Source organism: Rhizobacter sp. P2_G4 (assembly GCF_056403575.1).
In genome coordinates this window covers 22,423-45,600 of record NZ_JBFUFG010000003.1, presented here as the reverse complement: position 1 = coordinate 45,600, position 23,178 = coordinate 22,423, and the positions used below count along the sequence as shown (strand labels likewise).

The window sequence follows — 23,178 nt, the reverse complement described above, 5'->3', positions numbered from 1 at the left end:
ATCGATGGCCCTGACGTCCACCAGCCGACTGCTCTCACCGGAAGAAATTGCCGTCCAGGCCGGCCAGCTGGTCACGTACCTGCGCTTGCCCGAGCGCTCCACGCTGTTCGGCGAACGCGAGATGCGCTTGCGCCAGCGTGCCGACGGCCATTCGATGCGCGACTTTCTGCTGTTCATGGCCGAGCTCACGCATGTGCAGCACGAGCTGCTGCAGGCGTACCCCACTGCCGCCCTGCCCGACCGCGCCGCCCTCGATGCCGCTTCTCGTGCCGGCCTGCCGCCTTTGCCTTCTGCGCTGTGGACACGCGACCCGGTCTGGCGCGACGGGCTGCGCCAGCTGATCGGCAAGCTGCTTCCCCGCCTGGATGGGAGCCCGGCGCAGGCCCCGGTGCTTGCCTTTCAAGCGGCGGCCCAGCTCGACGACGACTGGATCGAGCAACAGGCCGATCGGCTTCTCAACGGCGTGATGCTCGGGCTCGATCTGGCCGCAGCCCCCTTGATCGCAGCCGCGCTGCAGGCCTACTGGACGCACCTCGTGCTGGCCACCGAAGCGGCTCGCACTGCCGATCAGCCCGCGCCCTTCGGTCGCACTGACGACATGACCCTGTGCCCCTGCTGCGGCAGCCGGCCCACCGCCAGCGTGTCGCGCATCGGCGGCGATGCCGGCCACCGCTACCTGCACTGCTCGCTCTGCTCGGCGCAATGGCACATGGTGCGCATCAAGTGCTCGCACTGCCTCAGCACCAAGGGCATCCACTACCAGTCGCTGCAACTTGCCGAAGGTGCGTCGTCCCACGCCAAGCAGCCGGTCGAAGCCGAGACCTGCGACGAATGCGGCCACTACCTCAAGATCGTTCACATGGAACGCGATGCCCATGTGGAACCGGTGGCCGATGACCTCGCCTCGGTGACGTTGGATCTGCTGGTGTCCGAAGCCGGCTTCCAGCGCCACGGCGTGAACCTCATGCTGCTCTTCGGCGACCCCGACGAGGCGTCGCCCGAGAGCGGCCCGGCGCACCCACCCGACGGCGGAGGCGGCTGATGGCCGCGACCGACGAATCCGTGGTTCACGGTTCGGGGTCAGACAGGGAAAGGGCCCAGCCCCAGGATCTGCCTTCGATCGACAAGCTGCTGCGTACAGAAGCTGTGCGCGGCCTGCTCGTGGCCCATGGCCACACCTTGGTGGCAGGCGAGGCGCGTGGGCTGCTCGACGGCTTGCGCATCCAGGTGTTGGCGGGCGGCATCGAACGTAGCCAGGTGCAGATCGACACCCTGGCCGCGGCGCTTGCGGCCCGGGTCGATACCCGTCTCGCGCCCCGCCTGCGCCCGGTGCTGAACCTCACCGGCACCGTCATCCACACCAACCTCGGCCGGGCCGTGCTGGCCGACGCGGCGCTTCAGCACCTTCTCAAGGTCATGGCCGCGCCCAACAACCTCGAGTACGACTTGGCCTCAGGCGGCCGAGGCGACCGCGACAGCATCGTCGAAGAGCTGCTGTGCACCCTCACCGGTGCCGAGGCGGCGACCGTCGTCAACAACAACGCAGCCGCAGTGCTGCTGACCATCGCCGCGCTGGCTCATGAACACGTCGACCGGCGCGAAGTGATCGTCTCGCGCGGCGAGCTGGTGGAAATAGGCGGGGCCTTCCGCATGCCCGACGTGATGGCCAGCGCCGGCGCGCACATGGTCGAGGTGGGCACCACCAACCGCACCCACCCTCGCGATTACGAGCTGGCGCTCAACGAGCGCACTGCACTCGTGATGAAGGTGCACACCAGCAACTACATGGTGCAGGGCTTCACCGCCACTGTCGACGAGGCCACGCTTGCTGGCATTGCGCACGCGCACGGCGTGCCACTGGCCACCGACCTCGGCAGCGGCTCGCTGGTCGACCTGGCGCACCACGGCTTGCCGCGCGAGCCGCTGCCGCAGGAGATGCTGGCCGCCGGCTGCGACATCGTCACCTTCTCCGGCGACAAGCTGATGGGCGGCCCGCAGGCCGGGTTGATCGTCGGCAGCAAGGCAGCCGTCGATCGCATTCGCAAGTACCCGATGAAGCGCGCGCTGCGCATGAGCAAACTGCCGCTGGCTGCGCTCGAAGCCACGCTGATGCTTTACCTGCGACCCGAGCGACTCAGGCAAGACTTGCCGACGCTCCGCCTGCTCACGCGATCCGCCGATGCCATCCGCGCACAGGCGCATGCACTGCTGCCGGCCGTGGCCGAAGCCGTGGCGCCGCGCTTTACCGCCGAGGTCGTCGAGCTGCAGGGGCAGATCGGCTCCGGCTCGTTGCCGATCGAGCGCTTGCCCTCGGCCGGCCTGGCGCTCGCGCCGGCCGGCACGTCGAAGAAAGGCACCGGCACCGCGCTCGACGCGCTGGCCGGCGCATTGCGCACATTGCCCCAGCCGGTGATCGGCCGCATCGCCGAAGACCGCCTTCTGCTCGACCTTCGCTGTCTCGAAGACAGCACCTCATTCACCAGCCAGCTGCCCGCGCTTCGAGCGCTGCTGAGCTGATCGCGAAACCAGTCCCCGTCACGTCAACTCAAGGAGAAACGATTGAACCATCTCGACGCCCTCGCCCGGATCGTCACCGACACCGTGGAGCCGCTCGCGCTGCGCACCGACAGCGAAGCCCGCTTTCCACGAGAGACGATCTCGGCGCTGGGCGAGGCCGGGCTCTTGGGCCTGGTGTCGGCCACGTCGGTCGGTGGTCTCGGCCTCGGCCTGCGCGAGGCCAGCCAGGTGGTGTCGCGCGTTGCACAGTCGTGTCCGTCGACGGCCATGATCGTCTGCATGCACTACTGCGCGACCGCCGTCATCGAGCAGGCCGGCAAGGAGCCGGTGCGCCAGGCCATCGCGCAAGGCAAGCACCTGAGCACGCTCGCGTTCTCTGAAGCGGACTCGCGCAGCCACTTCTGGGCACCCACCGGCACGGCGCGCGCCGAGGGGAGCAGCGTGCTGCTCGACGCACGCAAGAGCTGGGTCACCTCGGCCTTCGAGGCCGACAGCTACGTCTGGTCGAGCAAGCCGCTGGCTGCTGAAGGGGCCAGCACGCTGTGGTTCGTCGACGCCAAGCAAGACGGCCTGAGCCAGCCCGGCGCCTTCGACGGCCTGGGCCTGCGCGGCAACGCCTCCACGCCGATCACCGCCAAAGGCGTGCGCATCTCCGCCGACCAGCGCCTCGGCGAAGACGGCAAGGGCTTCGACACCATGATGGGCGCGGTGCTGCCCTGGTTCTCGGTGCTCAGCGCATCGTGCTCGGTCGGGTTGATGGAAGGCGCCTTGTCGCGCGCGATCGGCCACGTAGGTGGCACGCGTCACCTGCACCTCGGCACCTCGCTCGCCGACCTGCCGACGATCCGCGCCTACCTGGCCCGCGCGCGCATCCAGACCGACATGACGCAGGCACTGCTCGACGACACGCTCACCGCCATCACCACCAGCCGCGCCGACACCATGCTGCGGGTGCTCGAAGTGAAGGCCGCCGCCGCCGAGTCGGCGCTGGAGGTCACCGACACGGCCATGCGCGTCTGCGGCGGCGCCGCCTTCCGCAAGGAGGCTGGTGTAGAGCGACTGTTCCGCGATGCGCGCGCATCGAGCGTGATGGCACCCACCTCCGACGTGCTCTACGACTTCATCGGCAAGGCCATCACCGGCCTGCCGCTGTTCTGAGGAGCGCCTGATGAGAACCGTGTCAAGCCGGAAGCGGGCCGGGCGCCGGGCCGCTCCCAAGCCGGCCCGCGCGAGCCGCGAGACGCGGCTCGCACTCCGGCCGTCCATGCCCGCGCAGGCGGGCATGGAGCCGCGGCCTGCGTTCCCCTCGGGGGATCGGACGACGTACTCGGCGGACGAGGGGCAGTCATGACCGAACCGACATTGATGATGGGAGCGGTGGCCTACGCGCCCAAGGTCGTCACCATCTGGGAAGGCTTCAAGGCCTTCTTCGCGCAGCACGGGCTGGCGTTCGACTACGTGCTCTATTCCAACTACGAGCGCCAAGTCGAGGCGCAGTTCGACGGGTCGATCCACCTCGCCTGGAACTCGCCGCTGGCGTGGGTGCGCGCCGATCGCATGGCGCGCGCCAAGGGCCAGAGCGTGCAGGCCGTGGCCATGCGCGACACCGATTGCGACCTGCATTCGGTGATCGTCGTGCGGGCCGACAGCAAGCTGCAGACCGCCGCCGATCTGCGCGGCAAGACGCTCGGCAGCGGCGCCATCGATTCGCCGCAGGCAACGCTCATCCCGCTCGGCCACCTGCGCGAGCAAGGCCTGGTGGCCGAACGCGATTTCAAGCTGCGCCGCTTCGACGTGCTCGGCGGCAAACACGGCGACCACATCGGGGGCGAACGCGCTGCCGCCGTGGCCCTGCTCGCCGGTGAGGTCGACGCCTGCTGCCTGATCGACGGCAACCACCTCGCGTTCGGCCTCGACGGCACGCTGCCCGCCGGCAGCACGCGCATCGTCGCGCGCACTGCGCCCTACGACCATTGCAACTTCACCACCAGCCCGGGCGCACCTGCGGCCTTGATCGATCGCTTCACCGCGCTGCTGATGGCGATGCGCTGGGACGACCCGCAGGTGCGGCCGCTGCTTGAGCTCGAGGGCCTGCGCGAGTGGCGCGTCGGCCGCACCAGCGGCTACGCGCTGCTCGAACGTGCCGTCGACGACGAACACTTCTACAGCCATGACGGCCGCATCCTTGCCTCCGACTATCGATATTGAATCGCTCGGGCTGGACCAGGGCGCCCTGCTCCTGATCCGTCGTGCGCTCGTGGCCTTGCCCGACGGGGCGGTGCTGCGCGTGCGAGGCACCGCGCCTGCGTGGGACATGCACCTCGTTGCATGGTGCCGCGCACAAGGCCATTCCGTGAGCTTCGAAGCTGGCGATGACGGCACGGTGCAGGCGTGCGTGAAACGCGGCGGCTCGGCCCTTGGCCGCTGGCGCAGCGCGAGCATGGCAGGCAGTGCAGACAACGCCGATGACGCAGACGGCATTGCGGCCGAAGCGCTGCCGGGCTGGGGCCTCGCAGCCCGGGGCGCCACAGTGGAAGCCGGCAGCCCACCCTTCGCGTTCGCCTTGCGCCGCCGGCACGAGCTGTGGGCAGCGACCGCCGCCGATCTGTATGCGCAGGCCACAGCCGCGCAGTGGGACCCGGCCACCGCGATCGATTGGCAACTGCCTTTCGAGCTGGCGCCCGAGGTCGAAGCCGCCGTCGTGCAGGTGATGGCCTACTTGATCGAGAACGAGAATGCCGCACTGCTGGTGCCCGCGCGCCACCTCGGGCAGATCCACCCGCACTACCGCGAGGTGCTGCAGTTGCTCGCCGTGCAGTGCGCCGATGAAGCGCGACACGTCGAGGTGTTCACGCGGCGTGCGACGCTTCGCGGTCCGCTCAAGGCACTGTCCACCGCGGGTGGCCAGGAATCCTTGCGCACGCTGTTCGATGCGCCCGATTTCTCGGTCGCCACCTTCTTGCTCTCGGTGTTGGGCGAAGGCAGCTTCGTCAATCTGCTGAACTTCTTGCATGAGTACGCACCCGACCCGGTGACCCGCCAGATCGCGCGGCTGGCCGCCCGCGACGAGGCGCGCCACGTGGCCTTCGGCATGGCCCACCTCGAATACCGGCTGTTGGTGGAGCCGGACTACCAGGTGAGGCTTCGCAACGCCATCGAGCAGCGCTTCGACGCGCTCGCCAACACTGCCGGGCTGAACGAGGAGGTGTTCGACGCGCTGGTGCTGCTGGCCGGCGGCGAGTTGACTCCGTCGGCCGTGGCGCGTGGCCATGCGGCCGTGCAGCAGCTCAAGCTCGACATGGCCGCGGGCCGGCGTGCCCGGCTGAGCCGTCTCGGCTTCGATCGCGCCGAGGCCGAGCGCCTGGCCGATCTGCACACGCGCAACTTCATGTAGGCCGGGCATCGCAACATGATCGTTGGAACATGATCGTCGGCACCGCAGGCCACATCGACCACGGCAAGACCACGCTGGTGCGCGCGCTCACCGGGGTCGACACCGATCGCTTGCCGGAAGAGAAAGCGCGCGGCATCTCGATCGAACTCGGTTATGCATTCCTCGATGTTCCCGGGGCTGACAGCCAGCAGCGCATTGGCTTCATCGACGTGCCCGGCCACGAGCGCCTGGTGCACACGATGCTCGCCGGCGCCACCGGCATCGACTTCGCCCTGCTGCTGGTAGCCGCCGACGACGGTGTGATGCCGCAGACGCGCGAGCACCTGGCCGTGCTCTCGCTGCTCGGCCTGACGCGCGGCGCGGTCGCGATCACCAAGTGCGATCGCGTGGATGCAGTGCGCATCGCACAAGTGCAGGCCGAGGTCACCGCCTTGCTCGCACGCAGCCCGCTCGCCGACGTGCCCGTGCTGCCCGTCTCGGCCCACACTGGCGACGGACTGGCTGCGTTGCGAGAGCTGCTGTTCGCTGCCGCACGCGACACGGCCGTGCGCGAAACGGCGGGCGAAGCATTCCGGCTGGCGATCGACCGTGCGTTCACGCTCGACGGTGTCGGCACCGTGGTGACGGGCACAGTGCACGCAGGCCAGATCGCGGTCGGCGACGAACTCGAGGTGTGCCCATCGACAAACCATCGACGCGCACGTGTGCGCAGCCTGCACACGCAGAACCGCGCCGCCACGCAGGCGCACGCAGGCCAGCGCTGCGCCGTCGCGCTGGCGGGCGTGGACAAGCACGAGGTGTCGCGCGGCCAATGGCTGGTCACGGCCGGTGCAGGCGTCGCCACGGATCGGCTCGATGCGTTGCTCACGCTGTGGCACGACGAAGCCAAGCCACTGCGTTCGGGCACGCCGGTGCACGTGCACCTCGGTGCCGCAGACACCATGGGCACGGTGGCGGTGCTGGGCGGCACGGCCTCGGCAGACAGCCTCGCACCCGGTCAGCAAGCGTTCGTGCAACTCGTGTTGCGCGCGCCGGTCGGTGCCTGGCACGGCGAGCGCATCGTGCTGCGCGACAACTCCGCCGGCCGCACGATCGGCGGCGGCATCGTTCTCGATCCGTTCGCGCCGATGCGCTACCGGCGCACACCGCAGCGGCTGGCCGAACTCGCGGCATGGTCGCTGCCAACGGCATCAGAGCGCTGGGCCGCCTTGCTCAACACCGCACCGCACGGCCTGTCGCGGCACCGCTGGGCTGCGGCCGAAGGGCTTCTGGCCGAGGCGCAAACGGCTGCGGACGACTGGCAGCTGGGTACCACGCAACGCGAGAGCGTGAAAGCTGCCGTGCTCGATGCGCTGCAAGCATTCCACGCGCGTGACCCAGACGTGCTCGGCCCCGACAGCGCGCGCCTGCGCCGGCTTGCGGCGCCTCGCCTCGCGCAGCCGCTGTGGAGCTCGCTGCTGTCCGGCATGCAGGCCGAGGGCGTGGTCGTCGTGCACGGTGCGTTCGTGCACCTGCCCGAGCATGGCTTGCGGCTTTCTGCAACGGACGAGCGACTGGCCCAGAAGGTCGCGCCGCTGCTGGCAGCTGCCACCTTCGAAGGCACCTGGGTGCGTGACCTGGCGCGCGACACACGCGAAGGCGAGGTGCTGATGCGCACCACGCTCGCAAGGCTGGCGCAGCGCGGCGAGATGCACCAGGTCGTAAAGGATCTCTACTACGCGCCCGCCACGATGCAGCGCTTGGCGGACCACGCGCGCGCAGTGGCGGCAGAGGCCCACGGCGAAGTGACGGCAGCCAGCTTCCGCGACGCCACCGCCCTCGGCCGCAAACGGGCCATCCAGATCCTCGAATACTTCGACCGCATCGGCCTGCTGCGCCGTGTCGGCGAAGCGCACAGGGTGCGCAGCGACACCTCGCTGTTCACGTCCACAATGCCTTGACAGACACGGGAGGGGAAGCGTCCCTGGTGGGACGGCCGGGCTTCAAACCCGGTGGGTGGCGCCATGCGTCGCCGGGTGGGTTCGACTCCCATTCCCCTCCGCCACTCACTCCTGCTTGACTCCTTTTACCTGCTTCGATCGTCTTAGCGATACCTTGGACATCGGAGCAGAGCAAATGAGCCTCAAAGACATGAACGTCGTCGTGACCGGCGGAAGCCGCGGCCTGGGCCTGGGATTGGTCGGCGCACTCGTCGCGCAGGGCGCCAGGGTCACGGTCGTGGCGCGAGACGCCGACACGCTCGCATCCGTCCGCGCGCATCACGGTGTCGCGACCCTCACTGCCGACGTGGCAGACGAGTGGGCCGCTCAGCGCATCCTCACCGAGATACAGCCAGACATCCTGGTGCTGAACGCCGGCGCCAAGCCGGGCATGGGGCGACTGGACCAGATGAGCTGGGCCGATTTCACCGTGCCCTGGGAAACCGACGTCAAGGCCGGGTTCCATTGGCTGCAGGCAACGCTGAACCTGCCGCTCAAGCCCGGCAGTCGTGTGCTGGTGGGTTCCAGCGGTGCCGCGCAGAACGGCTCGCCGATGTCGGGCGGCTACGCCGGCGCCAAGCGCATGCTGTGGTTCATGGCCAAGTACGCCAACGGCATCTCGCAACAGAAGAGCCTGGGCATTCGCTTCCAGGTGATCGTGCCGCAGCAGATGATCGGCGGCACCGGCGTTGGCGACACCGGTGCGCGTGCCTATGCGGGCGCCATGGGCATCACGCCGGAGGCCTTCCTCGCGCGCTTCGGTGCGCCGATGCCACCGCAGATGTTTGGCGAGAAAGTCGTCGCCGTGCTGGACGACCCCCAATACGCCAAGGGCTTCGCCTTCGGGCTCAAAGGCGACACCGGCATCACCGTTCTCGAGGAAGCGACCGCTTGAGCGCAACGCAGACCCCATCGAACGATGAGCGCCAGGCCCAGCTTGTGGCCGTGGCCGCAGAGCTGCGACCCGAGTTGCACCGCTACTGCGCGCGTCTCATGGGCTCTGTCATCGAGGGCGAAGACGTGGTGCAAGACACTCTCGTGCGCGCGCTCGGAGCTTTGCCATCGCTGGACGAGGCCACGCCGCTTCGGCCCTGGCTGTTTCGCATCGCCCACAACCGCGCCCTCGATCTGCTGCGCGGCCGGGTGCTCCGGCAAACCGATTCGATGGAGTCCGCTGCAGACGTCGCTGACCCGACCCACCCTGATCCTGTGGAGATGCTGATGCGCCAACAAGCGGTCAAGACAGCGGTGTCGCGCTTTGCCGAACTGCCCGTTCTGCAGCGCAGCGTCGTCATCCTGAAAGACGTGCTCGACGAGTCGCTGACGGAGATTGCTGCGCTGCTCGATCTCACGGTCGATGCGGTCAAAGGCCACCTGGCCCGCGGCCGTGCGCGCCTGCGCGAGATCAACGCCACAGCGATTGCACTCCCCGCCGCATCGACGGCCTCTGCGGCCGTGCTGCGCTATGTGGCGCTCTTCAACCAGCGCGATTGGGATGGCCTGCGCGCACTGCTCGCCGACGACGTGAAGCTCAACCAATTGTCGTACCCGCTTCGCTCCGGCAAGGCAGATGTCGGCATGTTCTTCACCATCTACGCCAGGAGCGATGCCGTGCGGCTCGCCCCCGCCTGGCTGGAGGGCCGCGAGGTGATCGCGGTCTTCGATGACCGCGCCGATCCCAAACCCAGCTACCTCATGTGGCTCGAATGGCGCGACGACCGCGTCAGCTACATCCACGACTACCGCCATGTTCGCTACGTTGCCGCCGATGCAGAGCTGACGATCGCAGCGGACGCCGCGTCCGCAGACGGCACCTGCTGAAACAGTGCCGCCTTCGGCGTCGGCAGCATGCAAGTTTTGCCGCTACCGGGCGCGACTCCACATTGGGGCGCAGAATGACGGATGCGCCTGTCCAGCTTCATCAATGCCAATCTCGATGCAATCTTGCTGGACTGGGTTGCGTTTGCGCGCAACCAGATGCCCGCCGCCGCCGACATGGACGAGGTCGCCCTGCTCGACCACGGCAGGCTGATCCTGCAAGAGATTTCTGCAGACATGCGCCGACCGCAAGACGACGACGAGCGGCAGGCGAAATCCGAAGGCCAGAGCGACGCAGCGCCCGCCCTGAGAAGCGTCCCGTCGCGCAGCCATGCCCGCCAGCGCGAGCGCCAGGGGTTCGAGGTGGAGCAAATGGTGGCCGAGTACCGGGCCCTGCGCGCCACGGTCTTGCGGCTCTGGAGCGCTTCGTCGAGCGACGTGCAGGTTCAGGACCTCGACGACGTCACCCGCTTCAACGAGGCCGTCGACCAGGCCATGGCCGAATCCTTGAGTGTGTTCGTCACGGAAGTGAACCGAACGCGCGATCTGTTCCTCGGCATGCTGGGCCATGACCTTCGGGGGCCGCTCGCCACGATTTCAGGCTATGCCGCCCTGGCCCTGCGCACGCGCCCGGAGGATGCGCGCCAGCTGGCCGTGGTGCAACGCAGCGTCGGGCAGATGAAGGCGCTTCTCGATGACTTGGTAGAGTATTCGCGTCACCGGCTTGGCTCGGGCCTGCCCATCGATCCAGCGCCTCTTCAGCTCGACAAGTTCGCCCAGAACACCTTGCAGGAGATTGATGCCATCAGTTCAGGGCGGATTCTCGAGCTCAGTTCACACGGCAATCTCCACGGTGAATGGGATGCCAGGCGCCTGCATCAAGCCTTGTCCAACATGGTGTTCAACGCCTTGAAGTACGGCTTTCCCAACTCGCCGGTTCGGGTCCATCTCGATGGAACGCACAGCGACGAGGTGGTGCTTGCCGTCGAGAACGATGGCAATCCGATTTCGCCGAGCTTGCTGCCAAAGCTGTTCGACCCGCTCACGCGCGCCGATGGTGTCGAAGGCGCGTCCGACTCACAAGTGGCAGGCGCCAACCTGGGCCTCGGGCTGTACGTCGTCCGCGAGATCGCCACGGCCCATGGCGGCACGGTGGAGGTTTCTTCCAACGACTCTTGCACCCGGTTCGAACTCAGGCTGCCGCGCATCTGCGTCCGGCGTCTCGCTCACCCACCACTGAACAAGGTCGACCGCCTGCCATAGGCGTTCCCTTGCTGGTGCAATTCACGTTACGTGCGGTGACGATTCGGGGTGATCGCGGCTTGCGATACTCCGAGGTTATTCAACACGATCCAAGGATCTACCCATGCGAACCGTCAAATCCGGCGTCCTTCTGGCCAGTGCCATTTCCTTGCTTGTTCTCAGCGCCTGCGGCGGGGGCAAAGACAAGGCCGCCGCAGCACCCACCGGCAAGACGGAGGTCACGGTGAACGGCGCTGCGATCACAGACGGCACGATCGATCTGGTCGCCAAGCAGCGCGACGGGTCAGGCCGCCCGGCCACGCCGGAGTCGCGCCAGGCCATCGTCGACAGCCTGGTGCTGCAGACGGTGGTGGCGCAAGAAGCCGCCAAGCAAGGCCTCGACAAGACGCCTGAGTTCGTCAACCAGATGGAAGCGATCCGGCTGTCGGCCCTGGCCAATGCCTACGTCGAGGACTACGTCAAGAAGAACCCGGTCACCGACGACATGCTGAAGGCCGAGTACGAGCGGATCAAGTCGACGACGGCCGGCACCGAGTACAAGGCTCGGCACATCCTGGTGGAACAGGAAGCCGAGGCCAAGGCCATCATCGCCACGCTCAAGAAGACGCCAGCGGCCTTCGAGAAGCTCGCCAAGGAGAAGTCGAAGGATGCAGGCTCCAAGCCGAGCGGCGGTGACCTGGGCTGGTTCGACCCGCAACGCATGGTGCCGGAGTTCAGCGCGGCGCTGAGCAAGCTCGAAAAAGGCAAGTTCACCGAAGAGCCGGTGAAGACCCAGTTCGGCTACCACGTCATCCTGCTCGAAGACTCGCGTGCGGTGCAAGCGCCTCCGATGGAAGCCGTGAAGCCGCAACTCAGCCAGCAGCTGATGCAGCAGAACGTGAAGAAGCAGCTCGACACCCTGAAGGCTGCCGCGAAGATCGAAGTGGTGGGTGGCGCGGCCTCCGCACCGGCTGCTGCCGCCTCGCCGGCCAGCAAGTAATGGCGTTGGCGGAGGGTGGCACTGCCGCCCTCCGCAGCGTTCTATCGGGCGCTGAGCGGCCCGCTCAGTGGCGCCGCCTCATCCCCGTTCTGACCTGCGCCAGAGGGCGCTTGCCCTTCAGCTGGCGCTCGATGCCGTCGTTGAGCAGGCTGCGCAGCGCAACGACCTCTTCCACGTGGCCGTAGACCCCGGGAAAGCGCAGGTCCAGCCACAGCCAGAGCGTGCAAGACCGCAGCGCCTGCTCCATGCGGTCGAGGCGGCTGTGGCTGTCCACCGCATCCAGGAACCACGGCTTGCCGGCCTTGCCGGTGAGCGCGTGGCTGCTGCTCCAGTCCAAATACTCCTGTACCTGTGACTCGGTGCGCGTGTCGACCGGTGCCTGGGCGTAGATGAAACGCTCTTTCAGCGTGAGCCGCGCGGCGCTCTTGTCGAGCTGCTCGGCCAGTTCGAGCATCTGCTCCAGCTCGGCCACCGCGAAGTGCGCGTCGTCAAGCTTCAACTGCTCCATGAACACGCCCAGCACCTCGCGCAGCGCCGTCTTGTGCAGGCGCGACGAGATCGTGTCCACATGCCAGCCGTTGGGCGCCACTGGCGCCTTGAAATCGCGCGGTGCGCGCGGCGCCTTCGGCAGCAGCTCTTTCAGCACGCGCGCGGCCGAGGGCTCGGCCTCTTTCAGCACACCGACGAAGCCTTCGTCGTGCATGCCGAAGCGCCCTGCGCGTCCGGCGATCTGGTGCACTTCGGATTCGTTCAGCGTGCGGTCGGCCTGGCCGTCGAACTTGGTCATGGTGCTGAACAGCACGCGCTGGATCGGCAGGTTCAGGCCCATGCCGATGGCGTCGGTAGCCACCAGCACGTGCGACTCGCCGGTGGCGAAGCGCTCGGCCTCGCGGCGCCGCACTTCGGGCGGCAAGGCACCGTAGATCACCGATACCGGGTGGCCGTTGGCAGCGATCTGGTCGCGCAGCATCAGCACGTCGCGCCGGCTGAAGGCCACCACCGCGTCACCGAGCTTCAGCTGCGAGATCGGCACCGGGTGCGGCAGAAGCTGCACGTGCTGCTTGCGCTCGAAGTGCCGCACCTCGCAGCGCTCGCCGCACAGGCCCAGCAGGTTCTCGATCGCCGGCACGGCATAGGCCGAGCAGATGATGATCACCTCGTTGGCCGGCACCGCGACGATCGCCTGCGTCCAGGCCCAGCCGCGGTACGGGTCGAAGATCATCTGCGCTTCGTCGATCACCGCCACGTCGATCGGCTTGTTGGTGGCGACCATCTCGATGGTGCTCGACACCACGCGCGCGTTGTCGGCCGGCACGTTCTCTTCGCCGGTGAGCAACGAGCAGGCCACGCCACGGCCGACCAGGCGGTCGCGCCCTTCGAGTGCAAGCAGGCGCAACGGAGCCAGGTAGGCGCCGTCGTGCGCCTGGGCCAGCCGCTCGAAGGCCGCATGCGTCTTGCCGCTGTTGGGCGGGCCGACGTAGAGCGTCACGGTGCGCTGCAGGCGCCGCGCCTTCTCGAAGGTGTCGGGGTAGCCCTGGAAGGCCAGCTCGCTGTTCAGGCCCTCCAGCGTCTCGAGTTCGGTGACGCGGTGTTCCCAGCGGTCTTGCGCGCGTGTGCAGGCGGCCTTCAGCTCGGTGAAATCGGCCGCTGTGCTGGGCGTGGCGCATTCCGATTGCAGACGCGGCAGCAGCGACTCGATGTGCCGCGGCTTATGGGCGCGGCTGCGGGCCACCAGCGCGTTCAGGTGCGCCACCAGCTCGGCGGCGTGCGGGTATTCGGGTGGCGAACCCAGTGCGGCGAGCAGCGCGGCCTTGTCGCCCGTGCGGTAGAAGGCCCAGACCGGCGCGGCGTCGACCGGCACGCGGAACAGCACCGGCACGCGCCAGCCGGGCTCTGCCAGCTGCAGGTTGTGGCTGATCAGTCGCGTCCAGACACCCGCATCGCGCGACACACCCAGAGCCTCGAGCGCGGCACCGCGCTCGAGCATCAGCGGCCGCACGGTGGGGCCGGTGCCCAGGGCGTCGAGATGGGCCACGGCGCTGTCCAGCAGATCCGGGGCGATCCAACGGCTGGGGCGGGCGCCGGCCACCGCCTTCTGCAGCAGGATCAGGCCCAGCTTGTCGAGGTGTTCTTCGAAGCCGGCCGTGCGCTCGGCGATGTAGTCGCCCGGCTTCACCACCTGTGGCAGCACGTACGCCGCTTGGCGGATGCGGGCGAACTGCTCCTTGTCGATGTGGGGCGGCACCCGCTTGGCATGGCGGGGATTGGGCAGGTTCAGGGTCTCAGGCAGGCTGTGGGCCGTGCTCTTTGTCGTGTTCAGGGGCATAGGGGACTCTAACCGCCCCGGCGCATCGGGCGGCCGGGCATGGCATGCGAGCGGAGCTGCGCGGCGGGGCTCCCTGGCCGCGCCCTCGATAATCGCGCATGAGCACCTCTCCCGCAGTCCCTTCTTTCAGCACCCTCCCGCTGCCCCCGGCCATGCTGGCCAACCTGGCGCAGCTGGGCTACACCGGCATGACGCCGATCCAGGCGGCCAGCCTGCCACTGGCGCTGGCCGGGCACGACCTGATCGCCCAGGCCAAGACAGGCAGCGGCAAGACCGCTGCCTTTGCGCTGGCGCTGCTGGCCAACCTCAACGTGCGCCGCTTCGCCGTGCAGTCGCTGGTGCTGTGCCCCACGCGCGAGCTGGCCGAACAGGTCACGCTCGAAGTGCGGCGCCTGGCGCGCGCCGAAGACCATGTGAAGGTGCTCACGCTGTGCGGCGGCACGGTGGTGCGCAACCAGCTGGCAAGCCTGGAGCACGGCGCGCACATCGTCATCGGCACGCCGGGCCGCATCATGGATCTTCTGGAGCGCGGCAACCTGAAGCTCGACGCGCTCAACACGCTGGTGCTCGACGAAGCCGATCGCATGCTCGACATGGGCTTCTTCGACGACATCGCAACAGTCGTCAAGCAATGTCCCAAGCAGCGCCAGACGCTGCTCTTCTCGGCCACCTACCCCGAAGGCATTGCCAAGCTCAGTGCTGCTTTCATGAAGCAGCCCAAGGAAGTGAAGCTGCTGCAGCAACATGCCGAGACCAAGATCCGCCAGCGCTTCTACGAGGTGCGCGACGACGAGCGGCTGCACGCCGTGTCGCTGCTGCTCAACCACTATCGGCCGGTCAGCACGCTGGCCTTCTGCAATACCAAGCAGCAATGCCGAGACCTGGTGCAGGTGCTGCGCGCGCAAGGCTTCGCGGCGCTCGAGCTGCACGGCGACCTCGAGCAGCGCGACCGCGACCAGGTGATGGTGCAGTTCGCCAACCGCAGTTGCAGCGTGCTGGTGGCGACCGACATCGCCGCACGCGGGCTCGACATCGCCCAGCTCGAAGCCGTGATCAATGTCGACGTGGCGGCCGACACCGACACGCACACCCACCGCATCGGCCGCACCGGCCGCGCCGATGAAGAAGGCTGGGCCTTCACGCTGGCCAGCATGAACGAGATGGGGCGCGTGGGCAACATCGAGAAGGCGATGAACATCACCAGCCAGTGGCAGCCGCTCGCCGAGCTGAAGAGCACCAGCGCCGAGCCGCTGACGCCACCGATGCGGACCGTGCAGATCCTCGGCGGCCGCAAGGAAAAGATCCGCGCCGGCGACGTGCTGGGCGCACTCACCAAAGACCTGGGCTTCGCCGGCACGCAGATCGGCAAGATCAACGTCAACGAGTTCTCCACCTACGTGGCGGTGGAGCGGGCCATCGCGCAGCAGGTGGTGCGTAAGCTCTCGGCCGGCAAGGTCAAGGGGCGCAGTGTGAAGCTGCGGTTGCTGGAGGGTTGACCTCCACCGATTGCGGCGCCCATCATTGCTGTTCGTTGATCTGCGTATGGGCTTGAAAGGAGCATGAGATGAGCAACTGCGTCGTCTGGGTTGATATCCCCGTCGTCAAACTTGACCGTGCAATCGCCTTCTACTCGGCGGTACTGGGCCGCCCCGTCACAAAGGAAGGCGGCCCGGGTTTCGTCTTCGGCTTGCTGGAGCATTCCGGAAACGAAGTGGGAGGCTGCCTGTATTCGCCGGACGGCGACAACTCGCCGTCGAAAGTCGGCCCACTCATCTATCTCAACGCCGAGGGGCGCCTGGCGCAGGCTGTCCAGGCGGTTGCGGCGCAAGGTGGCCAGGTGCTTCAGGCCGTTCATCAGATTGGTCCCCACGGCTTTCGGGCTGTCGTGCTCGACAGTGAAGGAAACCGGGTCGCACTTCATGCACCAACGGCTTGATAGGCCGTGACAGATAGCTCTCGCCAGAGCGCATGGAGCGCGCCATCCCTGGACTGATCAATGCCGACTTCAAAAGACCAATTGCCGCCGCAAGTTCAGGCCGCGTTACGCGCCGGGCGTGCCATCGAGGCCATCAAACTGTTGCGCGAGGCGACCGGTCTGGGCTTGAAGGAAGCGAAGGACCGCATCGATGCCGAAGGGCAGCACGGCGGTCCGGCGGTTCAGTATCCACAGATGCCCGGCACGCTTCCCGTACAGGTCGTGGAGGCCATGCGAGCCGGCAACAAGATCGAAGCCATTCGGTTGCTGCGCGAGCAGACCGGCATGGGTCTCAAGGAGGCCAAGGACGCCGTCGAAGCATCTCCGGCTGCGTCCAGGTACTCACCGGGGGAAGTACCTCGGCGGTTTCGGCTCTCCTGGCTCGTCGCGGTTGGGCTCGCACTGCTTGTGCTGTATTTCTTCTTTCGGTGAATGCGTTCAAATGCGGAGTTCAAATACAGAGAAACCTGAGCTCCCGCTCCCTCGCGAACGTTGGATTCAATGAGTCGCATTGCCAAAATCACAGCATTCCTCGTCACGCTGTCAGTTCTCTGCTTTTTCATCGCGACGCGCTTCAATATCAACCCGACGCACTCCCTCGGCGACAAGCTCGACGAGTTCAATGGGGTGGCCGTGTACTACAACGGCGCAATCAACAGCACGTTGGGGCGAGCAACCACGAGCGATGGGTACAACCTGGGGCTGCGCTTCCAGTGTGTGGAATTCGTCAAGCGCTACTACTACGAGCGCTTCAAACACAAGATGCCGAACTCCATGGGCCACGCCAAGGAGTTCTTCTCCCCGAAGCTGGCCGACGGCGAATTGAACAAGGAGCGCTTGCTCTTTCAGTACCGGAATGGCGCAGGCTCCAGCCCGGCAACGGAAGATCTGATCGTGTTCGCACCATGGGTGCTGAACCGCTACGGGCACGTGGCCATCGTGAGTGAGGTCGGCGCGGACTTCATCGAAGTCGTGCAGCAGAACGCCGGCCCGTTCGGGTCCACGCGCGAGCGGTACCCGTTGGAGCAGAGAGAGGGCCGTTTGCACGTTGGCAACGACCGCGTTCTGGGTTGGCTGCGTCGCGAGCAGCTCAATCCTTCCATCGTGTTGACGCCTTCCAGTGGGCAGAGTTCGCTTCCATCAGGCCGCGTGAAGTCTTGACGCCGGCAGCCCTTTCCTTGCCGTTTTCTTCAGTCTCTTCGTGTTCGCATGCTGATGCGCGCAGCCTGACATTCATTCGAGTCAGCCGGTCGGCATTTCTTGCGCCGGTTCACATACCGTTCAGAAGACGCGACCATCGAAGCCACTACACATTGCTGCACTGCAGCGCAGCGCTATGCTTTGCGCTCCTGCACCTGCCACCATCGAACGACCGCATGACACCGCCCAGAGCCAGACCAGCCCGTGCCACGCAGTCGGCGCACCGCCCCGCAAGCCATGCCGATGACGACTGCATCCTCGTGCTGCAAGGCGGTGGTGCACTGGGCGCGTACCAGGCCGGGGTGTTCGAATCGCTCTCGAAGGTCTACTGCGAACCCACCTGGGTGGCGGGCATCTCCATCGGTGCGATCAACGCCGCGCTGATCGCAGGCAACGCACCGGACATGCGCGTGGCGAGGCTGCGCGAGTTCTGGGAGCTGGTGAGCTCCGCGGTGCAGATGCCCTCGTCCGCCCCGGTCAGCACACGCGAAACGCTGAACGAACTCAGCGCGTCGCAAGCGGCCGTGTTCGGCGTGCCGGGCTTCTTCAAGCCGCGCTTCCCGGCAGCCCCCTTCCAGCTGCGCGGTACGCTCGAAGCCATCAGCTACTACGACACCACGCCGCTGCTGGAGACACTGGAGCGGCTGGTCGACTTCGACCGCATCAACAGCGGCGCCATGCGGCTCTCGGTGGGTGCCGTCAACGTGCGCAACGGCAACTTCGCGTACTTCGACTCCAGCAAGCAACGCATCGACGCGCGGCACATCATGGCCAGCGGCGCACTGCCTCCGGGCTTCGCGCCTGTCGAGATCGACGGCGAGTACTACTGGGACGGTGGCCTCGTCTCCAACACGCCGCTGCAGCATGTGCTCGACCAGCCCGGCAAGCGCCGCCGCGTCGTCTTCCAGGTTGACCTGTTTGCCGCACTCGGCACGCTGCCCACCACCATGAGCGAAGTCAGCGAGCGCGAGAAGGACATCCGCTTCTCCAGCCGCACCCGCATGAACACCGACGTGCAACTCGACATGCAAGTGATCGCGCAGACAGCAAAGCGCCTGATGGCCAAGCTGCCGCCGTCTTTGCGGGATGACCCCGATGTGAAAGCCCTCGCCMGCTTGCGCAGCGAAAATGCCGTCGACGTGGTGCACCTCATCTACCGCAGAAAGCACTACGAGAGCCAGTCGAAGGACTTCGAGTTCTCGCGCCTGTCGATGCAGGAACACTGGGACGCAGGCCGAGCTGACATGGTGCACACCCTGCATGACCCGCGCTGGATCCAGCACGAGCGCAGCCAGACCGGCGTGCACGTGTTCGACCTCACCTCGGACGCCCCGGTGGTCAAGGCCACGGCACGCGAACACGTCAAACACGCCCCATCCGACAACCCAACCCCACCCACCCGGAGGCAATCCCCATGAAGCTTCAAGACAAAGTCTGCATCGTCACCGGCGCCGCCAGCGGCATCGGCAAGGAAATCGCCGTCGTCTATGCGCGTGAAGGCGGCAAGGTCGTGATCGCCGACATGAACAAGGTGGCAGCCCAGGCAACGGCCGATGAGATCGTCAAGGCCGGCGGCAAGGCGATGGCCGTGGCGATGGACGTCACCAGCGAAGAGCAGGTCAACGCGGCCGTTGCCGAGGTGGTCGCCGCTTACGGCGGGGTCGACGTGCTGGTCAGCAACGCCGGCATCCAGATCGTTCATCCGGTCGAAGAGTTTCCGTTCGCCGACTGGAAGAAGATGCTCGCCATCCACCTAGACGGCGCCTTCCTCACCACCAAGGCCTGCATGCCGCACATGCAGAAGTCTGGCAACGGCGGCAGCATCATCTACATGGGCTCGGTGCACTCGAAAGAAGCCTCGGTGCTGAAATCGGCCTACGTGACGGCCAAGCACGGGCTCATCGGCCTGTGCAAGACGGTGTCGAAAGAAGGCGGAAAGTACAAGATCCGTGCAAACGTGATCTGCCCGGGCTTTGTGCGCACACCGCTGGTCGAGAAGCAGATTCCCGAGCAGGCGAAGGCGCTGGGCATCAGCGAAGAAGACGTCATCAAGAAGGTGATGCTCAAGGAGACCGTCGACGGCGAATTCACCACCGTGCAAGACGTGGCTGAAGTGGCTCTGCTGTTCGCGAGCTTCAACTCCAACGCACTCACCGGCCAATCGATGGTGGTGAGCCACGGCTGGTTCATGCAATGAGCTTCACCGAACCGAACGAGATGTCTGAGGCCGAGCTGCCGGAGTCGATCCACGAGGCCACGCTGTGGCGCGACAACGGCTGGACGGCGCGCGTCGTCAAGAACGAAGACGACGACGGCTGGGCCGTCGAGATGATCAAGGACGGCGAGCCCGAACCTGCGCTCGTCGGCCCCTGGACCATGGGCCGCGACAAGAAGAACCCGAAGCCGTTGGACACCAACGCCTTCAACACCCTCGTGAAGACCGCGGCAGAGGTGCTGCGACGCCACGAGCAGCAGCTGCATGCGCAAAGGCACAAGAGTATCTCGGTCAGCGCCGAGTCGGGCCGCATCGACGTGACGCTCGACATCGTGCCCGATGAAGACGACCCTCACGGCGTGCTGACCGCCTGCAACCCGCTGGGCGAGCAGCTCGCTCAGGTGCGCGTGACACCTACCTTCAAGCTGAACATGGCCAGCGCGACGGCCTGGGTCGAAGACGAGTTCCGCAAGCCGCGCTGAGCGGCCTGCAAGCGACTACGCCAGACCGTGGCCGCCGACGGGCTCGGTGACCACCATGCTGCCGAAGCTGGCGATCAGCGGCTTGCCGCGCGAGATCGCCTGCTTCACGGAAGGCAGCGCCAGCGAGGCGCGGTGCAACGCCTCGCTGTCCCACACTTCGGTGACCCAGATCGCGTCGGCCTCGCCCGGGTCTTTGGCGATCACGTAGCTCAGACAGCCGGGCATCTGGCCCGTGCCTTCAAGCAGGATCGAGATCAGCTCGTCTCGGTGCCCAGCGGTGGCTACCATCTTTCCGATCAATCCATACATCTTCGGCTCTCCCGTTGGTTGAAAGACATTGGCCTACAAGCGGGTAAAAGATGCGCCGCGGGTGGTCTGGCACATCATGTTTCAAGGGGCGTTCGGGATGGTTGTACCCTTCGTGCCCCGCTGTCAACGCACTGACGCTCACGCATGTTCGGTCAATCCAAACCCGTCGTTCTGCAACCCTATGGCACCCGCCGCAAGCGCGGGCGCCCACCGCGCTGGCTGGTGCTGCTGCTCAGCGGCGTGATCGTCGGCGCCGCAGGCGTGGTGCTCGTGCAGGAGCGCTATCTGCCGCCGCGGCTTTCGCAGAGCGAAACGGCCACGCTCCGCAGCGCCTACGAGACGGCCGATACCGAGCGGCAGCGCCTGCAGCGTGAGCTGGCCGACACCAGCCAGAAGCTCTCTGCGGCGCTGGCCGACAAGAAGAACCTCACCGAAGAACTCACCGCCACGCGCGGCGCCACCGAGCGCCTGCGCGAAGACATGAGCGCGGTGGTGGCCTCGCTGCCTCCCGACCCGCGGGGTGGCAGTGTCGAAGTGCGCTCAGGCCGCTTCACCGTCCAGGGCGGCATGCTGGCCTACGACGTGGTGCTCACACGCGAACAACGCGCGGGCAGCAAGCCGATGACGGGCGTGTTGCAACTGGTGGTGGCCGGCACCTCGACCCGCGGCCCTGACTCCACGGTGACCTTGAAGCCGGTAACCCTCGCCCTGGGCAGCCACGAGGTCGTTCGGGGCGCACAGCCGCTCCCAGAGGGCTTCAAGCCACGGGAAACCACGATCCAGGTGCTCGACCGCGTCGGTGGCAAACCGCTGGGCATGCGGGTAATGCTGGTGAAGTGATCGGTTTTCTCGTCTGACTCCGGGTAACTACGAGGTTTTGGGCACACCACTTGCCCGCTTCCGTTACCGAGGCTTGGTGTCTCGCGTCGGCACCCCAAGCCGGCATCTCTTACGGAAAAGGAGTCAGACAGATGAAGAACCTACCCAAGAGCGTGAGCATTGCCGGCGTGGTGGCGCTGGTGACGGCAGCCGGCATCAGCATCGCCCAGACGACCGCACCCTCGCCTGCGGACACAAACCCGCCAGCGACGACGCCTGCGACCACACCGGACAGCAGCACGACCACGACGCCCAGCACGTCAACATCGCCGAGCACATCGACCGACACGCAGACAGCGCCCTCGGGCACCATGAGCGCGCCATCGACCGACAGCTCGTCCAGCACCTCGACGCCGTCCACCGGCTCGACAAGCAGCGGCTCGACCAGCACCGACTCATCCACCAGCAGCACCGACACAGCTGCACCGCGCGCCGATCGCAACTGAGGTGACTATCCACGACCTGACACCGGGCCTTCGGGCCCGGTTTTCATTTCAGCTCTGAGGTCAGAGCTGAGCGGTTTTTAAGGTGCGTGTTCAGGGTGACGGAGTGCTCTTCCAGGAAGCACTCAGCGCAGCATGGCGCTCGGCTCGGCGGCCCATGGCAAACACTTCCCGCAGCGGGCGGGTCTCGGGCAGCACATAGACCACCGACGGCGACGCCTTGACCATCGGGCTGATCTGCGCGTCGTAGAAGGCGGCCGGCAGGTTGATGCAGCCCCACGAGATGCGGTTGTCCGCAATGGTCGGCGACGCAAGGCGCTGCAAGCGGCGCTCGCTGGCCTTGGTGGCGCGCACGCGGTGCATGGACACGGCGGCGTCGTAGTCGATCCAGACGATGTCTTCGCCGTCCAGGTTCACACCCGGCCGCGCGACAAAGCGGCCCGCAGGCGTTATCCGCTCCTCGGGCTTGATGTCGGCGATCTTCTTCGTGCCGATGCCGGGGACGGAGTCGTCACCGCGCGCGGCACCGAGCAAGGCCGGCGTGCTGGCGCGCAGCTGGCCCTTGGCATCGAAGGCCATCACGCGGGCATTGGCCTTGTCGACGATGATGAACGGGCGGCGCCCTGCATCGCCCGAACGGGCGGCCCACCGCGCCACCTGAGTGGCTTCGTCTGCGCCGTCGGCCTCGTAGGCTTCTTCCACCGCAGCTGGCGCATGGGCGGCAGGCGACGGCGCCGCATGGGGCCGCCCGAAGATCACGATGCTGGCCGACACGCCCACTGCCACGGCCACGCCCAACGCGAGGCCTCTCCACAGCGGTACCTCGGGCTCGACGCCATGGGCCGCTGGGGTAGAAACATTTACCGGTTCGCCGTCAGTCTTACGGTCCATCTCCATGTCCTCCTGCACCCGCCTCAGCGAGGCACGTGGGTTCACGTGACCGGAGCAAACGGCGCGCCCATTCGAGCGCGTCTCCCCCATCTTTGAACTAGGTGTCTGCCTCGCAATGCAAGGCTGGCACAACTAAGTTCATTGAGCAGCACCTTCGCTGTTCACGACCACATGGGAGACATTCATGGCAAAAGCAGCATCGATGGCATTCGGCCCTGGCTTCGGCGGCGATGGTGGTTTCTGGATCATCGGCGCCGACGGCAAGCTCCACTGGGTGCCGCCGTGGGACCCGGAAATCTCGCGCGATCTCGGCGTGGCCACCAGCCTGGCCGCGCTGTCCGCACAGGTGAAGGACACCGTGGCCCGCACCCAGCTGATCGGGCTGGCGCGAGACATCGCCGCCACGCACACCAAGGCGATTCAGGAGCACACGCGCAGCATCACCCATTGAGTTCGACGCGGGCTGTGCTCACACTGGGGAGCGCAGCCCGAGGCAGCTTTGACGCTC

Annotated in this window: 23 protein-coding genes and 1 tRNA gene; 20 read left to right on the top strand and 4 right to left on the bottom strand. The window is 66.7% G+C overall.

Annotated elements, in window-relative coordinates; translation table 11 throughout:
- Positions 1–4 precede the first annotated feature (4 nt).
- From fdhE to AC1DYS_RS13075, 11 genes are all read left to right on the top strand, one after another.
- The gene (gene fdhE / locus AC1DYS_RS13125) at positions 5–1,042 is read left to right on the top strand and encodes a formate dehydrogenase accessory protein FdhE (protein WP_477899733.1); all 1,038 of its coding nucleotides are present in this window, start codon (positions 5–7) and stop codon (positions 1,040–1,042) included.
- Positions 1,042–2,517: an L-seryl-tRNA(Sec) selenium transferase gene (gene selA / locus AC1DYS_RS13120; RefSeq protein WP_477899731.1), complete on the top strand. Its 1,476-nt coding sequence runs from the start codon at positions 1,042–1,044 to the stop codon at positions 2,515–2,517. Before fdhE ends, selA begins: the two co-directional genes overlap by 1 nt.
- Before the next feature lie 42 nt (positions 2,518–2,559).
- On the top strand, positions 2,560–3,675 hold the full coding sequence (locus tag AC1DYS_RS13115; RefSeq protein ID WP_477899729.1) for an acyl-CoA dehydrogenase family protein: 1,116 nt from the start codon (positions 2,560–2,562) through the stop codon (positions 3,673–3,675).
- 189 nt (positions 3,676–3,864) lie between these two features.
- Positions 3,865–4,725: a phosphate/phosphite/phosphonate ABC transporter substrate-binding protein gene (locus AC1DYS_RS13110; RefSeq protein WP_477899727.1), complete on the top strand. Its 861-nt coding sequence runs from the start codon at positions 3,865–3,867 to the stop codon at positions 4,723–4,725.
- Positions 4,688–5,911, top strand: a complete 1,224-nt coding sequence (locus AC1DYS_RS13105; protein WP_477899725.1) for a ferritin-like domain-containing protein — start codon at positions 4,688–4,690, stop codon at positions 5,909–5,911. The genes AC1DYS_RS13110 and AC1DYS_RS13105 overlap by 38 nt, the downstream gene beginning before the upstream one ends.
- A gap of 29 nt (positions 5,912–5,940) precedes the next feature.
- Positions 5,941–7,851, top strand: a complete 1,911-nt coding sequence (selB, locus tag AC1DYS_RS13100; protein ID WP_477899723.1) for a selenocysteine-specific translation elongation factor — start codon at positions 5,941–5,943, stop codon at positions 7,849–7,851.
- An 8-nt stretch (positions 7,852–7,859) separates the two neighbouring features.
- Positions 7,860–7,955: transfer RNA gene (locus AC1DYS_RS13095), tRNA-Sec, on the top strand.
- Between the two features lie 71 nt (positions 7,956–8,026).
- Positions 8,027–8,785, top strand: a complete 759-nt coding sequence (locus AC1DYS_RS13090; RefSeq protein ID WP_477899721.1) for an SDR family oxidoreductase — start codon at positions 8,027–8,029, stop codon at positions 8,783–8,785.
- Entirely contained in the window at positions 8,782–9,711 is a 930-nt protein-coding gene (locus AC1DYS_RS13085; RefSeq protein WP_477899719.1) for a sigma-70 family RNA polymerase sigma factor, read from the top strand. The genes AC1DYS_RS13090 and AC1DYS_RS13085 overlap by 4 nt, the downstream gene beginning before the upstream one ends.
- An 81-nt stretch (positions 9,712–9,792) precedes the next feature.
- Entirely contained in the window at positions 9,793–10,971 is a 1,179-nt protein-coding gene (locus AC1DYS_RS13080) for an ATP-binding protein (RefSeq protein ID WP_477899717.1), read from the top strand.
- A 103-nt stretch (positions 10,972–11,074) separates the two neighbouring features.
- Positions 11,075–11,950, top strand: a complete 876-nt coding sequence (locus AC1DYS_RS13075) for a peptidylprolyl isomerase (protein ID WP_477899715.1) — start codon at positions 11,075–11,077, stop codon at positions 11,948–11,950.
- A 64-nt stretch (positions 11,951–12,014) separates the two neighbouring features.
- Here AC1DYS_RS13075 and AC1DYS_RS13070 read toward each other — a convergent pair whose 3' ends face one another.
- On the bottom strand, positions 12,015–14,276 hold the full coding sequence (locus AC1DYS_RS13070) for a helicase-related protein (protein WP_477899713.1): 2,262 nt from the start codon (positions 14,274–14,276) through the stop codon (positions 12,015–12,017).
- A 98-nt stretch (positions 14,277–14,374) separates the two neighbouring features.
- Here AC1DYS_RS13070 and dbpA point away from each other — a divergent pair, with 98 nt between their 5' ends.
- From dbpA to AC1DYS_RS13035, 7 genes are all read left to right on the top strand, one after another.
- The gene (gene dbpA, locus AC1DYS_RS13065) at positions 14,375–15,772 is read left to right on the top strand and encodes an ATP-dependent RNA helicase DbpA (protein WP_477899711.1); all 1,398 of its coding nucleotides are present in this window, start codon (positions 14,375–14,377) and stop codon (positions 15,770–15,772) included.
- Positions 15,773–15,840: 68 nt separating this feature from the next.
- Positions 15,841–16,212: a VOC family protein gene (locus AC1DYS_RS13060; protein ID WP_477899709.1), complete on the top strand. Its 372-nt coding sequence runs from the start codon at positions 15,841–15,843 to the stop codon at positions 16,210–16,212.
- An 81-nt stretch (positions 16,213–16,293) separates the two neighbouring features.
- Positions 16,294–16,683: a ribosomal protein L7/L12 gene (locus AC1DYS_RS13055; RefSeq protein ID WP_477899707.1), complete on the top strand. Its 390-nt coding sequence runs from the start codon at positions 16,294–16,296 to the stop codon at positions 16,681–16,683.
- 69 nt (positions 16,684–16,752) lie between these two features.
- Positions 16,753–17,412 (top strand): CHAP domain-containing protein, encoded by a 660-nt coding sequence (locus AC1DYS_RS13050; RefSeq protein WP_477899705.1) that lies wholly within the window; start codon positions 16,753–16,755, stop codon positions 17,410–17,412.
- Between the two features lie 215 nt (positions 17,413–17,627).
- A complete protein-coding gene (locus AC1DYS_RS13045; protein WP_477899703.1) occupies positions 17,628–18,869 on the top strand; it encodes a patatin-like phospholipase family protein in 1,242 nt (413 codons plus the stop codon).
- Positions 18,866–19,648 carry a 3-hydroxybutyrate dehydrogenase gene (locus tag AC1DYS_RS13040; RefSeq protein WP_477899701.1) on the top strand — a complete coding sequence of 261 codons (783 nt, stop codon included), beginning with the start codon at positions 18,866–18,868 and terminating at the stop codon, positions 19,646–19,648. The genes AC1DYS_RS13045 and AC1DYS_RS13040 overlap by 4 nt, the downstream gene beginning before the upstream one ends.
- Positions 19,645–20,148, top strand: coding sequence for a hypothetical protein (locus AC1DYS_RS13035; protein ID WP_477899699.1), 504 nt, complete (start codon positions 19,645–19,647; stop codon positions 20,146–20,148). Before AC1DYS_RS13040 ends, AC1DYS_RS13035 begins: the two co-directional genes overlap by 4 nt.
- Positions 20,149–20,163: 15 nt before the next feature.
- Here AC1DYS_RS13035 and AC1DYS_RS13030 read toward each other — a convergent pair whose 3' ends face one another.
- The gene (locus AC1DYS_RS13030) at positions 20,164–20,457 is read right to left on the bottom strand and encodes a putative quinol monooxygenase (protein WP_477899697.1); all 294 of its coding nucleotides are present in this window, start codon (positions 20,455–20,457) and stop codon (positions 20,164–20,166) included.
- Between the two features lie 144 nt (positions 20,458–20,601).
- On the opposite strand from AC1DYS_RS13030, the gene AC1DYS_RS13025 reads away from it, so the two are divergent.
- On the top strand, positions 20,602–21,297 hold the full coding sequence (locus tag AC1DYS_RS13025; RefSeq protein ID WP_477899695.1) for a hypothetical protein: 696 nt from the start codon (positions 20,602–20,604) through the stop codon (positions 21,295–21,297).
- Positions 21,298–21,406: 109 nt separating this feature from the next.
- On the opposite strand, the gene AC1DYS_RS13020 is transcribed toward AC1DYS_RS13025, so the two are convergent.
- Positions 21,407–21,754 (bottom strand): hypothetical protein, encoded by a 348-nt coding sequence (locus AC1DYS_RS13020; RefSeq protein ID WP_477899693.1) that lies wholly within the window; start codon positions 21,752–21,754, stop codon positions 21,407–21,409.
- A gap of 118 nt (positions 21,755–21,872) precedes the next feature.
- Positions 21,873–22,670, bottom strand: coding sequence for a hypothetical protein (locus tag AC1DYS_RS13015; protein ID WP_477899692.1), 798 nt, complete (start codon positions 22,668–22,670; stop codon positions 21,873–21,875).
- A gap of 184 nt (positions 22,671–22,854) precedes the next feature.
- On the opposite strand from AC1DYS_RS13015, the gene AC1DYS_RS13010 reads away from it, so the two are divergent.
- Positions 22,855–23,121: a hypothetical protein gene (locus AC1DYS_RS13010; RefSeq protein WP_477899690.1), complete on the top strand. Its 267-nt coding sequence runs from the start codon at positions 22,855–22,857 to the stop codon at positions 23,119–23,121.
- The last annotated feature ends 57 nt before the right edge of the window (positions 23,122–23,178 follow it).

What these genes read in the sequence shown, in the direction of transcription:
- AC1DYS_RS13035 (WP_477899699.1), top strand. Translation starts at nt 19,645, where the DNA reads ATGAGCTTCACCGAACCGAACGAGATGTCTGAGGCCGAGCTGCCGGAG.
- AC1DYS_RS13015 (WP_477899692.1), bottom strand. Translation starts at nt 22,670, where the DNA reads ATGGACCGTAAGACTGACGGCGAACCGGTAAATGTTTCTACCCCAGCG.
- AC1DYS_RS13030 (WP_477899697.1), bottom strand. Translation starts at nt 20,457, where the DNA reads ATGTATGGATTGATCGGAAAGATGGTAGCCACCGCTGGGCACCGAGAC.
- AC1DYS_RS13010 (WP_477899690.1), top strand. Translation starts at nt 22,855, where the DNA reads ATGGCAAAAGCAGCATCGATGGCATTCGGCCCTGGCTTCGGCGGCGAT.
- AC1DYS_RS13050 (WP_477899705.1), top strand. Translation starts at nt 16,753, where the DNA reads ATGAGTCGCATTGCCAAAATCACAGCATTCCTCGTCACGCTGTCAGTT.
- AC1DYS_RS13090 (WP_477899721.1), top strand. Translation starts at nt 8,027, where the DNA reads ATGAGCCTCAAAGACATGAACGTCGTCGTGACCGGCGGAAGCCGCGGC.
- dbpA (WP_477899711.1), top strand. Translation starts at nt 14,375, where the DNA reads ATGAGCACCTCTCCCGCAGTCCCTTCTTTCAGCACCCTCCCGCTGCCC.
- AC1DYS_RS13075 (WP_477899715.1), top strand. Translation starts at nt 11,075, where the DNA reads ATGCGAACCGTCAAATCCGGCGTCCTTCTGGCCAGTGCCATTTCCTTG.
- AC1DYS_RS13025 (WP_477899695.1), top strand. Translation starts at nt 20,602, where the DNA reads ATGTTCGGTCAATCCAAACCCGTCGTTCTGCAACCCTATGGCACCCGC.
- AC1DYS_RS13060 (WP_477899709.1), top strand. Translation starts at nt 15,841, where the DNA reads ATGAGCAACTGCGTCGTCTGGGTTGATATCCCCGTCGTCAAACTTGAC.
- AC1DYS_RS13105 (WP_477899725.1), top strand. Translation starts at nt 4,688, where the DNA reads ATGACGGCCGCATCCTTGCCTCCGACTATCGATATTGAATCGCTCGGG.
- selB (WP_477899723.1), top strand. Translation starts at nt 5,941, where the DNA reads ATGATCGTCGGCACCGCAGGCCACATCGACCACGGCAAGACCACGCTG.
- fdhE (WP_477899733.1), top strand. Translation starts at nt 5, where the DNA reads ATGGCCCTGACGTCCACCAGCCGACTGCTCTCACCGGAAGAAATTGCC.
- AC1DYS_RS13040 (WP_477899701.1), top strand. Translation starts at nt 18,866, where the DNA reads ATGAAGCTTCAAGACAAAGTCTGCATCGTCACCGGCGCCGCCAGCGGC.
- AC1DYS_RS13070 (WP_477899713.1), bottom strand. Translation starts at nt 14,276, where the DNA reads ATGCCCCTGAACACGACAAAGAGCACGGCCCACAGCCTGCCTGAGACC.
- AC1DYS_RS13080 (WP_477899717.1), top strand. Translation starts at nt 9,793, where the DNA reads ATGCGCCTGTCCAGCTTCATCAATGCCAATCTCGATGCAATCTTGCTG.
- AC1DYS_RS13110 (WP_477899727.1), top strand. Translation starts at nt 3,865, where the DNA reads ATGACCGAACCGACATTGATGATGGGAGCGGTGGCCTACGCGCCCAAG.
- selA (WP_477899731.1), top strand. Translation starts at nt 1,042, where the DNA reads ATGGCCGCGACCGACGAATCCGTGGTTCACGGTTCGGGGTCAGACAGG.